We start from the raw sequence: 14,477 nt of genomic DNA on the forward strand, positions 1-14,477 counted from the left end.
TCTCCGCCTGTCGCTTCTTCCGCTCCTCTTCGGCTCCTCTCCGTCCCCCTGTCGCCGTTCGAGTCCCCGCCCGTGTCCGGCGGGCGTCCGGTCCTCCCTACCCGGCCCATGGCGGGCCGGTGCGGCGGCTCGGCACCGGGGTGCGGCTTACCAGAGGTTGGTGAAGTAGATCGTGGTGTTGTCCTGGTCGATGACCGTGAAGGCCGACCCGTTCACGCTGGCCGTGTTGTTCTGGTTGGAGGCTCCGGTTCCGCTGGCGACCTGCTGGGTGGTGGTCGAGTTGCCCTCGTTGTCGTCACCGACACCGCTGCCGATGATCGACCCCACCGACGCGTTCGATCCGTCGTCCGCGAAACTGCCGTTGTCGGCCGTCGCCACCCCCGCGAAGAGGCCCAGGGCCAGCGGCAGAGCGGCAGCGGCGGCGATCACGCGGGCGGTACGGATGCTTGCCATGTCGTTTCTCCTCCAAGGCACCGATACGGCGGTGCAAGTTCGGCTGTTTCCCGGGGAGTTGGCCGTCTCTCCGAGTCGTTCGCGACGTCGTGGTCCAAGAGTTGCCCACCGAATCCCCGGCGAACCAGACATGACCGGCCGATTCGCTCGCAAGCGTGAGGACAAGTCGATAAACCTCCTCACGGCGGCTTTCGGGAGGAAACGGGGGACCGAGAGGGGCACGCCGGGGGCGCGGCCATGGGCCGCAAGAGAAGAAACGTTTCGACATCACCACCAACCGGCCCGCCGCAATCCGGCGGCGGATGGCCCCGGCCCGTACGGAGTCCCACGGAACCGTACGGAAGTTCGAGTGCGCCCGGGAGGCGTGTCTACAGTGCGCGCATGAGCACACACCCCTACCTCTCCGAACTGTTCTCGCTCGACGGACGGACCGCGCTGGTGACCGGTGGCAGCTCGGGCATCGGCCGGGCCATCGCGACCGCTCTCGCCCGGGCGGGGGCGCGGACCGTGCTCGTGGCCCGCGGCAAGGAGGAGCTGGCCGCCACGGCCGACGCCCTGACCGCGGAGGGCTGCCAGGTGGGATGGGTGAGCGCCGATCTGAGCACCCGCCCCGGGGTGCGCGCGGCCGCCGAGGAGGCGGTCGCACTCGTCGGCGAGCCGGACATCCTGGTCAACTCCGCCGGGATCAACCTGCGTCCGCCGATGGACGAGCTCGACGAGGAGGTCTGGGACCGCACGATGGCGGTCAACCTCACCGCCCCGTACCTGCTCGGCCGGCGCTTCGGCCCGGGCATGGCCGAACGCCGCTACGGCCGGATCATCCACATCAGCTCCCAGCAGGCCCACCGCGCCTTCGTACGGAGCGGCGCCTACGGTGTCTCCAAGGGCGGTCTGGAGTCGCTGGCCCGCTCGCAGGCCGAGGCCTGGTCCTCCGCCGGCGTCACCTGCAACACGCTGGTCCCCGGCTTCGTCCTGACCCGGCTGAACGCCCGCCTGGCCGGCGACCCGGCACAGGTCGACGCCCTCGCCGCCCGCACCATGGTCGGCCGCAACGGCCTCCCCGAGGACTTCGCGAGCGCCGCCGTCTTCCTGGCCGGCCCGGGCTCGGGCTTGACCGGACAGTCGATCTTCGTGGACGGCGGCTTCTCGGTGCACTGACCCGCCGTTGCTGACCTCCCGCCCCCCGCCCGGCGGGGGCTCGGGGGCCGGAGGAGCTCCCCACGCGGGCGCCGCATCCGGAGGCAGTCACTGGCAGTTCACGCGCCCCTCACTAGCGACTTCGGGGGGAGCAGCCGTTCATCCTCAGATACTCGCCGATGTCCGCGATGTCGCGGACATCCTTGTCGCGACCAGCTCCACTCTCCACCAGGTGCGACTTCCATTCGAGCACCCTCGTAAGAGGCATGAACCTCACACCTTCGAAAACATCCGCCTCGGCGATGAGCGAATCCACCGAGTAGCCGAACCATCCGTTGAGGATCTCGATCGATCCGTTCATCAGACTGATTCTCTGTGCCCAACCAAGCGGAGCCTCTTCGGGGTCCCCGAGCCCCTTGGCGATTTCCCAGGCAGCACCGCGCGCCACGACATCGAGATCCCCGATATCCCGTCTGATCCCATGCACCAGCAAGGGGCCGCTGCCAGAGATCACATAGTCCTCGACCGGAAGCCCCAGAGACTGTAGATTCCGAAAGAATGGATGGTCTCGCAGCATCACACACGTCCTCTGAATCCCCTAAAGAGGCGACAGTCCAAGAATGACCCTAGTGACGCCGGCCGCCAGAAGGGCGGCTGCCACGCTCGCCAGGGTACCGATCAGGTAGTAGTCACCGACCAACTTCCCACCCTCCCTGGCCTCCGGAGCCCGCGCGAACGACTTGGCCGTCACCACCAGAGCGGCGGCCTCCGGGCTGCCGGATGCCAGGAACGCGAAGAGGATGAACCTCTCGATCCAGCCCACGTGAGGGCCGACCTTGATGAAGTCCCTCACGCTGGAAGGGAGCCCGCCAGAAGTGATCTTCGCTTCGATCTCCTGCAGAAGCGGCCTCACGATCAACCCGATGATGAACTGGCACCCAAAAACGGCGATCAGCAAGCCGGAACACGTGATGAGCAGTCGGTCATCAGCCTCGGTGATGCTCTCCAGATTCCCCAGGACAGGGTCCCCTCCCACATACACCAGGAGTGCAATCGAGACGGCGGCACCGGCAGCAGCCCCGTAGCGAGCAGGTGACATCACGGGTACTGCCATCCCATGGAAATTCCCGAATACAGCGGGCCATGGTCTGCAGAATACGGCGATACAGCCGGCCAGCAGCACGACGGCTAGCAGCGTGAGCCAAGCGCTCGCAGTACGACTGACCGGCAGGACGATGATGGCCGCATAAGCCGCCGCGAAGAGAATCGCCACCGCCGGGCGTTGCTTGTACCAAGTCAAACCGGCGGGGATGGAGACCGCGGCAACCAGTCCGATCGCTGTACGAGCCAACTCCACAGGACCTCCCCCGAGCCCGACCCCATCACACCCACGGCTCAGTCTGCCGGTGAGCTCGCTCAGTGCTCCGTATGACTCGGCAGGCTATCGCCTGTGGCCTCCGGCGAGGCCGCACCTCAGGAAGCTGGTCCCAGCCCCACAGCGGGAGGTTGGCCCCAGGGGGCAGCCAAGTCCTGGCCCACACGTGGCCCACACGCACTGACTCAGAGCGGGATTCGAGGGTCCGAGGTGAGACAGAGTGAACGCCGAAGGGGTGCCACCGGGCCGGTGGCACCCCTTCTGGCCGGCTTGTGAGCTGACCTGCTGCGGTGGGTGTGGGATTTGAACCCACGGTGACTCGCGCCACGACGGTTTTCAAGACCGTTCCCTTAGGCCGCTCGGGCAACCCACCCATGCCCCTCGGCAGCGACCCGCGAGTGATCGACCATGAGGCGGCTACAGCCTACCGGTTGGCGGTCAGCGGTCGCCCTTGCGCTGGTCGAGGGTGACCTCGACGGTGTCGGACTTGCCGGAGCGCTCGTAGGTGAGGGAGACCTTGTCGCCGGGCTTGTACGTCCAGATCTCGCTGATCAGGGTCGGACCGCTGTCGATGGTGCGGTCGCCGAACTTGGTGATCACGTCGCCGGGCTTGAGGCCCGCCTTGGCCGCGGGGCCGTTCGGGGAGACGGCGGCGGAGCCGCCCTCGCCGTCGTCGGCGATGCGGGCGCCGCCCTCGCCCCCGTCGGTGGTCATGTTCACGGTGGCGCCGATCAGCGGGTAGACCGGCTGGCCCTCCTTGATCAGCTGCCGGGCCACCGTCTGGGCCTGGTTGACCGGGATGGCGAAGCCCAGGCCGACCGAGCCCGCCTGGGACTGGCCGAGGCCGCCGCCGCCCGGGGACTGGATCGCCGAGTTGATGCCGATCACCGCGCCGCGCGCGTCCAGTAGCGGGCCGCCGGAGTTGCCCGGGTTGATCGAGGCGTCGGTCTGCAGGGCGCTCATGTACGAGCTGGCGCCGCTGCCACCGTCGCCCGAGGCGACCGGGCGGTCCTTGGCGGAGACGATGCCGGTGGTGACCGTGTTGGACAGGCCGAACGGCGCGCCGATCGCGATCGTGGAGTCGCCGACCGCCACCCGGTCGGAGTTGCCCAGCGGCAGCGGGGTGAGGCCCGAGGGCGCCTGGCGCAGCTTCAGCACCGCGACGTCGTAGCCCTCGGCCCGGCCGACGACCTCGGCCACGTACGACTTGCCGTTGGAGAACGTGGCCCGCAGCTTGCCGCCCTCGGCCGCCGAGGCGACCACGTGGTTGTTGGTGAGGATGTGGCCTTCCTTGTCGAAGACGAAGCCGGTACCGGTGCCGCCCTCGCCCTCCGCGCCGCCGGAGCCGCCGGACTTGGCCTCGATGGTGACGACGCTCGGCAGCGCCTTGTTCGCCACGGCCGCGACCGTACCCGGGTCGCGCTTGAAGCTGCCCGGCGCGTCGCCCGCGGCCACCGTGGTGGAGCTGATGCCGCCCCGCTCAGCCGCCCAGTAGCCGATGCCGCCGCCCACGCCGCCCGCGACCAGCGCGGCGATCAGCACGGCGGCGACCAGGCCGCCGGAACGCTTGCGCCCGGCCGGCTGCCCCGCTCCCGGCGGGACCGGGGCGCCCCAGACCGGGGTCGCGGGCGGCGGCGGGGGCCAGCCGCCCGCCGGAACACCGCCTGCCGGAGCGCCGGTGTTCTGCCCGTACGGGGTCGGGGTCGGGGCCGGGGTGTTGTACGCGGGTGCGCTCCCGTAGGCGGGCGGGGTCTCATACGGGGACGAGCTGCCGGGGCCGCTGGGGCCGACCGGGTCGCCCGTAGCGCCGTGCGGCGGCACGGACGGGGCGTGTGCCGGGGGCGGAGGCGGGGCCTGGTGCGGGCGGTCCGCCGCGGTCGGGCCCTCGGCGGACGCCGGGGCGGCGCCCTGGTACCCCGGGGCAGAGGAAGGGGAAGGGGAGGTGGAGGACGGCACGGTGGGAGGGTCCGACGGGGCGGACGGGACCGCGTTGCCCTCGTTCTCGGTGCTCACAGCTCGTTCTCCTCGGGGTTCCACGGGTTCCACGGCACGTCGTCTTCCGGGCGCCTGCCCTGCCTGGGGACGGGCACTCCCGGCCCCGGCTCCGGCGGACGGTGGTGCGGCCGGTGCGCCGGGAGGCACGAAGGACTCGTCGTCTTGTGTGCTGTCAGCTTTTCCCACCGCCCGTCAGGCCACTGTAAGCCGGAGCTGTGCATCTTCCGCCCATCCTTTACTACGGACAAAACGGGCGCCTGGTGGAAGGGTCGCCGGAGGACCCGCCGAAGGGCCGTCGGAGGACCCGCCGAGGGGCCGCCTGACGACCCGCCGGGGACCTGCCCGCCGGGGGTCCGCCCGCCGGGGATCCGCCCCCGCCGGGCGGAGGGCCCGCCCGGCGGGGGCGGTGTCCGGCGGTGGCACCATGGCGCGGTGACCCACGCACGGCAGCACACCATCCAGGTCGTCGCGCACCGGGGCGCCTCCGAGGACGCGCCCGAGCACACTCTGGCCGCCTATGTGAAGGCCATCGAGGACGGCGCGGACGGGCTCGAATGCGACGTCCGGCTCACCGCGGACGGCCATCTGGTCTGCGTACACGACCGGCGCGTCAACCGCACCTCGAACGGCCGGGGCGCCGTCTCCACGCTGGAGCTGGCCGACCTCGCCCAGCTGGACTTCGGCGCCTGGAAGGACCCGCACGAGAGCCCGGACTGGGGCGACCCGGAGTACACCTCCGTACTGACCCTGGAGCGGCTGCTCGCGCTCGTCGCCGACGCCGGGCGCCGGATCGAGCTGGCCGTCGAGACCAAGCACCCCACCCGCTGGGCGGGCCAGGTCGAGCAGCGGCTGGTCCAGCAGCTCGAACGCTTCGGCCTGACCCGGCCGCGCACCGGCACCACCTCCCCCGTGCGGGTCATGAGCTTCTCGGCCCGCTCGCTGCACCGGGTGGCCGCCGCGGCCCCGCAGATCCCGACCGTGTACCTGATGCAGTTCGTCTCGCCCCGCCGGATGCGCGACGGACGGCTGCCCGCGGGGGCCCGGATCGCCGGCCCCTCCATCCGTACCGTCCGCAACCACCCCTCCTATGTCGAACGCCTCCACCAGGCCGGCCACCGGGTCCATGTGTGGACGGTCGACGACCCCGCGGACGTCGAACTGTGCGCGGAACTCGGCGTCGAGGCGATCATCACCAACCGCCCCCGCCAGGTGCTCTCCCAGCTCGGCCGCGCCTGAGCGGACACCGGAGCGCGGGTGTGAACGGCGCGGATCCGAGCGCCGGAATCCCGTACTCCGCCCGCCCGGAACGCAGGATTCCGAAGCGTGGGCGTAACCGCCGGTAGCGGCCATCCGACAAGGGCGGGAAGGGCGGATACGCCGGAGTGCGACAGCACACAGCGGGCGTCGGTTTCCGGTCCAGTCCGTTGGGGCATCCACCGAGTGGCGTGGGGCAAAGGAGGTCTCGGGGGTGGCGTTCGTGGTGGCACAGGAAGTGCCGGCGTCGTCGAGCATGGCCGTACCCCACGGTCCTGCCGGCGTGGGTGCGGCGAGGCGCCGCATGCGGGAGGAGTTGGCCCTGGGCGGCGTCACTCCCTCGGTCGTCGACGACGCGGTACTGGTCCTTTCCGAACTGCTCAGCAACTCCTGCCGGCACGGCAGGCCGCTGGGGCACAGGGAAGTCGGCGACGGCGATGTGCGCGCCGCCTGGGGTGTGGACGAACGGGGGGCGCTCACCGTCGAGGTGACGGACGGGGGCGGTCCGACCCGGCCGGTTCCGGCCACGCCCTCGGTGACCGCGCGCGGCGGCCGGGGGCTGAACATCATCGACGCGCTCGCCCAGCGCTGGGGGGTACGGGACAACGCCTCCGGTGAGGTCACCGTCTGGGTGGTCCTCGACGGCGGGCACCGGCGCGAGGACTTCGCTACGCGCGTCACCGGACCGCTCACCGCCCCCGGCCTCGACTTCCTCGACGCCTACGGGGACGGCGGCTTCGGGGACGGGGGCCCTGACGACGGGGGCTACGGGGGCAGGGGCAGGGGCTACGGGGGCGGGTGACGGCCCCTCGTCCTGTAGCGGTGGCGGTCGCGGAGTTCCGCGGGGTGACCCTCGCCCGCCCGGGCGGCCGGGGCGGCTAGGCTCGCGCCCGACACAGCACCGCCGCACCGCCGTTACGGGAGTAGCCACACCATGGCCAAGAAGCGACCCCAGACCAAAGCCGCGAGGCCTCAGCCGCAGCTGACGGACGGGGAGATTCCGGTCGTCGGGGCCCGCGAGCCCTGCCCCTGCAACTCGGGCCGCCGCTACAAGGCCTGTCACGGCCGGGCCGCGGCCCACGCGGTGACCGAGCTGGTCCAGCGCCCCTTCGAGGGGCTGCCGGGGGAGTGCGACTGGGTCGCGCTGCGCGAGCTGGTGCCCGCGGCGACCGCCCCGCTGCACCTCAAGGACGGGCTGCCCGAGGGCGTTCCCTCGGTGACCCTGGCGACCGTGCTGCCGATGGCCTGGCCGGCGCTGCGCCGCGACGACGGCTCGGTGCTGCTGGCCCTGCAGAACGACACCTCGTCCGGGGACCTCAGCCGCGACCTCGCCGACACCCTCCAGCGGGCGCTGACCGCGCAGCCCGGCTCCCCGGTGGCCGCCCAGCGGGTGCCGGCCGAGGGCCCGCGCCTCCAGGACCTGCTGGACACCTCCGCGGGTTTCGAGCCGGTGGTGCACACGGGATTCGAGTTCTGGGTGCCGGAGTCCGCCGAGGGCGCCTCCGCCGAGGTGTCGGCCTCGCTGGAGCGGGCCAACGAGGCGGCCATCCCGACCGTCAAGCTGCCCGGCGTGGACGCCGCGTACTGGTGCGAGACGCCGGAGAAGAACCATCTGCGGTGGGTCATGCCGCACCCCGAGGAGCAGCTGCTCGACGCGCTCGCCCGGCTGCACGCGGCCGGCACCTCCTCGCTCGGTGAGTCCACCCGGCTGGTCGGTTCCTTCCGGGCGCACGGGCTGATGGTCCCGGTGTGGGACCTGCCGTCCGCGATGAGCGCGAAGGAGTGCGAGCAGCCGGCCGTCGAGTTCGCCGAGCGGCTGGCCGGGGCGCTCGCCGCCGACGCCCCGCTGACGGCCGACGAGCGCCGCGCCCGCAGCGGCCTGACCAACCGCCAGGTGACCCTGAGCTGAGGCCCCGCCGCCCCCAGCCCCGCCAGGGGCCGCGGGGCCGGGGGGCCGGGGGGGGGCGACTGCCGGCGTCGCATACGGGGACGGAGTGCGGGTGTCGCGTACGGGGACCGGCGCCGGTGTCGCGTACGGGCACGGGCGCCGGACCTGCGTACGGAGGCGGGGCCCGGCTCTCCGGGCGGGGCGCCGGCCACGGCGCTCAGGCCTCGGTGATCAGGCTGCGAGACCCGCAAGTCTCCGGCGCACGAGGGCACGAGGCTCGACGTACGGGTCTCCGGGCTCGGCGGTCAGGCGGGCTGCCGGCCCCGGCCGACCGCTGTCCCTCGCCGCCGCACCCCCGGCCGACCGCTGTCCCTCGCCGCCGCACCCCCGCCGATCGGTGTCCTCCGCCGCGACATCCCGGTCGGTCGGTGACTTCGGCCACGGCTCCCTGCCTGTCGGACAAATTTATGTCCGAATAAGCGAGATCGAATTTGCGAACCGCCGATCTCTTGTTACGGTGCTGGAAGCCCGGTCGCTGGTGCATCCCCCGTCGCCAGCGACCGGGCCCTTCATTTTTCGCGGAGGCGGAAGCTCCCCTTCCGGAAGGACCGCCGCCCCGCTCAACTACTCCTGACACCCGTGGAGTTGCTCCCGGACCGCAGCAGTAGCGGACCATCCTCGTAACGACCGCTCGGACCCTTGCCGGCGAACTCCGCCACGGCCGCGTATTCCCGGTGCTTAACCCCGCGATCGGCGCCCTGAGCCGACCGCCGGGCCGACTCCGGACGCGGTTCCCGCGGTGTCTCGCAAACTCCCGGATCGTCCTCGGCCGGGACCCCGCAATGCGATTCCACGGTCCGGCCGCCTGGCCCCATCAGCGTCAGCACCAGACGCAGCTCGGCGCCCGTGGCGTTGCGGTAGTACGTCCTGGCCCAGACCTCCCCGCCCTCGGCGTCGCGCTGCACACAGGTCTGCGCCTCCACGCCGCCCGGGGACGACACCTCCGGGCCGCAGCCCACCACCCGGGCGCCCTCCTCCGCAGCTCGGGACGGCGCTCCGGGTGCCATGGGGGCGGCCGCGCGCACGGCCGTACCGGGTGAGTGGCTCGGGGTCGACCCGGCCGGGCCCGATCCGGACAAGGGCAGGGCCTCCGGGGCGGCGGGGCGGACGGCGTGGGCCATCACCGGAAACAGGGCGGCGCACGCCAAGGCCGCTCCGCATCCGATCACACGACGGTTCATGGGAGGACACACCCACCTGCCTGCTGCCCGGCGCCTGCTGCCAGGGCGGGTACGAACGGGACCAAGGCCGACGATATCGACGGAAACCGGGCGGCCGGTGATCGCGCGCCGGTACCCACGCGGCACCGCCCGTCCCGCCGACCTAACGGACGGCGGGCGCCTTCGTCACGGCAGCAGCACGGCAGGGACGGGGGGCCCGGCGGCCGCCGGGCTCGGCGGGGCTCAGTACCTGAGTCGGCTGCCGCCGTCCGGGGCGCTGCTGCTCGCCTCGACCAGCGCGTCCACCACGGCCTCCACATCCGGCAGCCAGGGCGCCGCGGAACCGGCCAGCGGCTCGCGCTCCCAGCGCACCTGACCGGTCCCGGTGTCCGAGGGCGGCAGCACCAGGTAGCCGCCCTCCCCGTGGAACCGCAGCGAACTGGGCACCTGGTCCTTGGCGTACAGGAGTTCGCCGAGCTGCTCCAGGCTGTACGGGGCGACCAGCAGCGACCACCGGGTCGGGGTCGCCACCACCGGGCCGATCCGCATGTCCATCCGGTCCAGCTCGGCCAGCGCCCGGGCACCCGCGATGGCGGGCAGGCTGACCGCGCAGGGCGCGCCGCCGCCGGTGGCCAGCAGGATCGGGGCGTCCGGGCGGTTGGTCCACCACCAGCGGACCATCCGGGGGTCACCCGTGGCCGCCAGCAGCCCGGGCTCGAAGGGGTGCGCGCCGGGTACCGCGCACTCGGGGTCGGGGCAGGCGCAGCCGCGGTCGCGGTCGCCACGACCGCCGGCCGCCATGAGTCCCACGCCGGGGAGTACGGGCCAGTCCCACTCGGTGGCGCACCGGAGGGCCGCGCCGAGATGGTCAGGCCTCCTCCCGCGCCGGAGCCGGAGCCTGCGTCGCCTTCCGAGGATCTCGCGCATGTGCGCTCGTTCCTTTCCGTTGAACGCCGAGGTCATCCACTACCACGCGCTCACGACCACATACCTGGTCGCAAGGCGCGTCCATCACATCGCCACATCCGCGCACATCGCCGTCGCCGCGCCACCGGGCACGACGCCGCGCGGGCACCGCGCTACCGCGGCCCGTGCGGTGCGGTCGCACTCCTGCCACCGCGCTCGCTCTTCGCTGCCTGCTACGTGATCACTGCCTGCGTGCCTACTGCGTGTTCGCCGCGCCGCGCACTCGTCCGGCCGCGGTGTCGGGCTCCCGGGTGGTAGCCGGTTCGACGGCTCCGACCGCCGCGGCGGTTCCGGCTGCTCTGCACTGCTTCGACTGCTTCGACTGCTCCGGCTCGCCGACCGGTCGCGAAGTCCGGCTACCGCCGTCCGTCCATTCAACACATGGCGCGCGGGTGGCGTATCCCTGGCGCGAGCCAGGCGATCCGTCGGAACCGCCGGAACGTTCCCGGTTCCTGCCGATCCCACCCGCCCCACACGGCCCCGCACGCCCCGCCACCATCGGTCCGCACACGAAGACGCACGCACGTACACGGACACGGGGACGCTGAGGGGCCGGGTATGTGCATGCGTTTGCCCTACATGTACGTACCCAGCGGGATCGGGATGACGCCCTCCCGTGGGGAAGCCCATGGGCCTCGCCGCCGGGAGGTGCCCCGTTCGAACGGTGCTCAGTCGACCGCAGCCCTCGCTCCGGTACGGCAATTTCCGGCCAGCTTGTGGGCCCGGCAATTGGCGCGCGTCCAGTCGTGACAATGCTGGACATCCCCTTACGTGTGCGTGTACATGTGGACGCAGTGACAGCGGCGCAGATTGACATGGGGGTTTGCGATGCTTCCCAGCGAGACGCACCCATCGGAGAGCCGGCTGCCATGAGCGCCCCTCACCAGCCCAAAGTGGCTGGATTCGATCCCGGCGTTCCCTGTCCCGCGCACACTGCCGCCCCGTCGGCCGCCCCCTCCACCGAGGCCGATGGCGAGGCGGCCGACGAGGCCCGGGGCGGACCGTTCGCGGAAGGAACCGCGGAAGGCACCGCGGAAGGACCCATGGAAGCGCCCCCGGAACCATCCGCCGGTTCTCCGACGGCCGATCGCCCGACGGCCGATCGTTCGGCGGCCGGTCGTTCGGCGGCCGGAGGCGGCCTTGGCCCCTTGCCGGGCCTGGACGGCCCGCGTCCCGCGCCCGGGGCGCTGATCCAGGACCGGCTGGCCGGCTGGGTGTCGGATCTGAGCACCCTGCACGAACTCACCGAGCGACTCGCCCGCACCGGGACGCTCGACGAGGCCCTCCGCGAACTGCTGCGGGCCGGCGCCACACTGGTCGGGGCGCGCCGCGGTCTGGCCGTACTGGAGCCGGCCGACGGCCAGGGCCCGGCGTCCACCGTCGGCCTGGGCCTGGCCCACTGCGACATCGGCGCCATCGAGACGGTGCCGCGTGCGGCCACCGCCTTCGGCCGGCTGCTGGACGGGCCCGCCGACGGGCGGGGGCCCGACGGACGGCCCGCCGGGCCGGTCGCGGTCCCCGACCTGGCCGGCGACCCGGGGCTGGACCCGCGCCACCGGGAGGTCGCCGCGCGGCTCGGCTTCGCCGCGAGCTTCGCCGTACCGCTGGCCGCCGAGGCGGGCGGCCGGCTCGGCGCGGCCGTCTGGTTCTACGACGAGCCGGCCGAGCCCACCGAGGGCCGCCGCCATCTCGCCGGCCTGTACGGGCGGTACGCCTCCGAGCACCTGGCCCGGCTGCTGGAGCTGGAACGGGCCCGGGCCCGGATGGCCGCCCTCGCGGAGGAGCTGCTGCCGACCCGGCTGCCGTATGTGCCGGGGGTGCGGCTGGCCGTCCGGCACCTCACCGGGCCGCGGGGCGGCGGCGACTGGTACGACGCGCTGCCGCTGCCGGAGGGCGCGCTGGGCCTGGCGGTCGGATCGGTGTCCGGCAGCGGGCCGAGCGCACTGGCCGCGATGGGCCGGCTGCGGGCCGCGCTGCGGGCGTACGCCGTGATGGAGGGCGAGGACCCGGTCGCCGTCCTGTCCGATCTGGAGCTGATGCTGCGGCTCACCGAGCGCGCCCGGTCGGCCACCGCGCTGTTCGCGTACGCCGAGCCGGAGCGGCGCAGGATCGTGCTGGCCGGGGCCGGGCACACCCCGCCGCTGATCGTCGGTGAGCACCGCACCGAGTTCGTGGAGACCTCGCTGTCCGCGCCGCTCGGGATGCTCGCCTGCTGGGAGGCGCCCAGCGTGGAGATCGCCCCGGCGAGCGGCGAGACCGTGCTGCTCTACACGGACGGGCTGCTGCGGGGGCCCGGAGAGTCGGCGGACCGGGCCTTCACCCGGCTGCACGCCGCCGCGGCGACCGTGCCCCGCGCCGATCGCGCCGACCCCGGTGCCGTCGCCGACCATGTCCTGCACACCCTGCTGCCGGACGGCGCCCCCGCGGGCGAGGACGTGGTCCTCCTCGCCGCCCGCTTCGACTGAGCGGCGCCAGGGCCGGGACTGGGCCGAACAGGATCGCGGGACTTACGCCTCTGGGGTGGTCGGCCGTACGACCGTACGATGGGCCCGAGGGTTCACTGTCGTACCCACGTATCGAAGAGGAGGCGGACCCGTGGCCGAAGAGCTCACCCCGGAGACCCCGGAAGAGGAAGAGCCGATCAAGCAGCGCAAGAACGGGCTGTACCCGGGCGTTTCCGACGAGCTCGCCGAGAACATGAAGTCCGGCTGGGCCGACACGGAGCTGCACGGTCTGGAGCCCATCCCGCAGGCCGAGCGGACCGCCGCCCGGCGCGCGGAGCTGTCGCGCCGGTTCCCCGGCGACCGCCTGGTGATCCCCGCGGGCAACCTGAAGACCCGCTCGAACGACACCGAGTACAACTTCCGGCCCGCCACCGAGTACGCGTACCTCACCGGCGACCACACCAACGACGGCGTCCTGGTGCTGGAGCCCACCGCCGACGGCCACCAGGCCACGATCTACCTGCTGCCGCGCTCCGACCGCGAGAACGGCGAGTTCTGGCTGGACGGGATGGGCGAGCTGTGGACCGGCCGCCGCAACTCCCTGACCGAGGCCGAGCAGCTGCTGGGCCTGCCCGCCAAGGACGTGCGCGAGCTCACCGCGCAGCTGGCCGAGGCCACCGGCCCGGTCCGGGTCGTCCGCGGCCATGACGCCGCCGTCGAGGCCGCGCTCACCGACAAGGTGACCGCCGAGCGCGACGAGGAGCTGCGGATCCACCTCTCCGAGGCGCGGCTGGTGAAGGACGCCTTCGAGATCGGCGAGCTGGCGAAGGCCTGCGCCTCCACCGCGCGCGGCTTCGAGGACGTGGTCCGCGTCCTCGACAAGGCCGAGGCCACCAGCGAGCGCTATATCGAGGGCACGTTCTTCCTGCGCGCCCGGGTCGAGGGCAATGACATCGGCTACGGCTCCATCTGCGCCGCCGGGCCGCACGCCACCACCCTGCACTGGGTGCGCAACGACGGCGCGGTGCGCTCCGGGGAGCTGCTGCTGCTCGACGCGGGTGTGGAGACGCACACCCTGTACACCGCCGATGTCACCCGCACGCTGCCGATCAACGGCCGCTTCACCGACCTCCAGCGCAAGATCTACGACGCCGTCTACGACGCCCAGGAGGCGGGCATCGCGGCGGTCACCCCGGGTGCCCCGTACCGCGCCTTCCACGACGCCGCGCAGCGCGTGCTGGCCGAGCGGCTGGTGGCCTGGGGCCTGCTCGGCGACCTGGATGTGGAGAAGGTCCTGGAGCTGGGCCTCCAGCGCCGCTGGACCCTGCACGGCACCGGGCACATGCTGGGCATGGATGTGCACGACTGCGCGGTGGCACGGACCGAGAACTATGTGAACACCACCCTTGAGCCGGGCATGTGCCTGACCGTCGAGCCGGGCCTGTACTTCCAGGCCGACGACCTGACGGTGCCCGAGGAGTACCGGGGCATCGGCGTCCGCATCGAGGACGACATCCTGGTGACCGAGGACGGCAACCGGAACCTGTCGGACGGGCTCCCCCGCCGGTCCGACGAGGTCGAGGCGTGGATGGCTTCGCTGAAGGGCTGACGGCGCCCGGAGTCGGGCCCCTCGGGGGCCGGCTCCTCACGGCTCTTCGGGGCGATTCGCAGGCCGTGCAGTCGATGCATTCGTCGGGCTGAATGTAGAGGGTGCGATCACCCTCGTAGATGCAGTCCACCGGACA

11 protein-coding genes, 1 tRNA gene and 1 pseudogene are annotated in these 14,477 nt (G+C 72.6%); 6 read left to right on the forward strand and 7 right to left on the reverse strand.

Annotation, left to right across the window (positions count from 1 at the left end):
* Positions 1-147: 147 nt before the first annotated feature.
* Positions 148-453 carry a hypothetical protein gene (locus ABZ945_RS19850; protein ID WP_361270970.1) on the reverse strand — a complete coding sequence of 102 codons (306 nt, stop codon included), beginning with the start codon at positions 451-453 and terminating at the stop codon, positions 148-150.
* Between the two features lie 381 nt (positions 454-834).
* On the opposite strand from ABZ945_RS19850, the gene ABZ945_RS19855 reads away from it, so the two are divergent.
* Entirely contained in the window at positions 835-1,611 is a 777-nt protein-coding gene (locus ABZ945_RS19855; RefSeq protein ID WP_361270973.1) for an SDR family oxidoreductase, read from the forward strand.
* Between the two features lie 112 nt (positions 1,612-1,723).
* Here the strand turns inward: ABZ945_RS19855 and ABZ945_RS19860 are convergent, their stop codons facing one another.
* From ABZ945_RS19860 to ABZ945_RS19875, 4 genes are all read right to left on the reverse strand, one after another.
* On the reverse strand, positions 1,724-2,167 hold the full coding sequence (locus tag ABZ945_RS19860; protein ID WP_361270976.1) for a hypothetical protein: 444 nt from the start codon (positions 2,165-2,167) through the stop codon (positions 1,724-1,726).
* 21 nt (positions 2,168-2,188) lie between these two features.
* Positions 2,189-2,947: a hypothetical protein gene (locus ABZ945_RS19865; protein ID WP_361270979.1), complete on the reverse strand. Its 759-nt coding sequence runs from the start codon at positions 2,945-2,947 to the stop codon at positions 2,189-2,191.
* Positions 2,948-3,253: 306 nt separating this feature from the next.
* A tRNA-Ser gene (locus ABZ945_RS19870) sits at positions 3,254-3,338 on the reverse strand.
* 65 nt (positions 3,339-3,403) lie between these two features.
* Positions 3,404-4,978: a trypsin-like peptidase domain-containing protein gene (locus tag ABZ945_RS19875; protein WP_361270982.1), complete on the reverse strand. Its 1,575-nt coding sequence runs from the start codon at positions 4,976-4,978 to the stop codon at positions 3,404-3,406.
* Positions 4,979-5,392: 414 nt separating this feature from the next.
* Here ABZ945_RS19875 and ABZ945_RS19880 point away from each other — a divergent pair, with 414 nt between their 5' ends.
* The 3 genes from ABZ945_RS19880 to ABZ945_RS19890 all read left to right on the forward strand — a co-directional run bounded on the left by ABZ945_RS19880 (position 5,393) and on the right by ABZ945_RS19890 (position 8,123).
* Positions 5,393-6,196: a glycerophosphodiester phosphodiesterase gene (locus ABZ945_RS19880; RefSeq protein ID WP_361270985.1), complete on the forward strand. Its 804-nt coding sequence runs from the start codon at positions 5,393-5,395 to the stop codon at positions 6,194-6,196.
* A gap of 136 nt (positions 6,197-6,332) precedes the next feature.
* Positions 6,333-7,016: an ATP-binding protein gene (locus ABZ945_RS19885; protein WP_361271015.1), complete on the forward strand. Its 684-nt coding sequence runs from the start codon at positions 6,333-6,335 to the stop codon at positions 7,014-7,016.
* Positions 7,017-7,148: 132 nt separating this feature from the next.
* Positions 7,149-8,123 (forward strand): DUF5926 family protein, encoded by a 975-nt coding sequence (locus ABZ945_RS19890; protein WP_361270988.1) that lies wholly within the window; start codon positions 7,149-7,151, stop codon positions 8,121-8,123.
* Between the two features lie 1,442 nt (positions 8,124-9,565).
* Here the strand turns inward: ABZ945_RS19890 and ABZ945_RS19895 are convergent.
* Complete coding sequence (locus tag ABZ945_RS19895) at positions 9,566-10,249, reverse strand: bifunctional DNA primase/polymerase (protein WP_361270990.1); 684 nt, start codon at positions 10,247-10,249, stop codon at positions 9,566-9,568.
* A gap of 791 nt (positions 10,250-11,040) precedes the next feature.
* On the opposite strand from ABZ945_RS19895, the gene ABZ945_RS19900 reads away from it, so the two are divergent.
* Both ABZ945_RS19900 and ABZ945_RS19905 read left to right on the forward strand, forming a co-directional pair.
* On the forward strand, positions 11,041-12,753 hold the full coding sequence (locus ABZ945_RS19900) for a PP2C family protein-serine/threonine phosphatase (protein ID WP_361270993.1): 1,713 nt from the start codon (positions 11,041-11,043) through the stop codon (positions 12,751-12,753).
* 130 nt (positions 12,754-12,883) lie between these two features.
* On the forward strand, positions 12,884-14,341 hold the full coding sequence (locus ABZ945_RS19905) for an aminopeptidase P family protein (protein ID WP_361270996.1): 1,458 nt from the start codon (positions 12,884-12,886) through the stop codon (positions 14,339-14,341).
* A 55-nt stretch (positions 14,342-14,396) separates the two neighbouring features.
* Here the strand turns inward: ABZ945_RS19905 and ABZ945_RS19910 are convergent.
* A pseudogene (locus ABZ945_RS19910) lies at positions 14,397-14,477 on the reverse strand (ferredoxin); the annotation flags it as partial.

The organism is Streptomyces sp. NPDC046887 (assembly GCF_040644755.1).
Lineage (GTDB): Bacteria > Actinomycetota > Actinomycetes > Streptomycetales > Streptomycetaceae > Streptomyces > Streptomyces lichenis.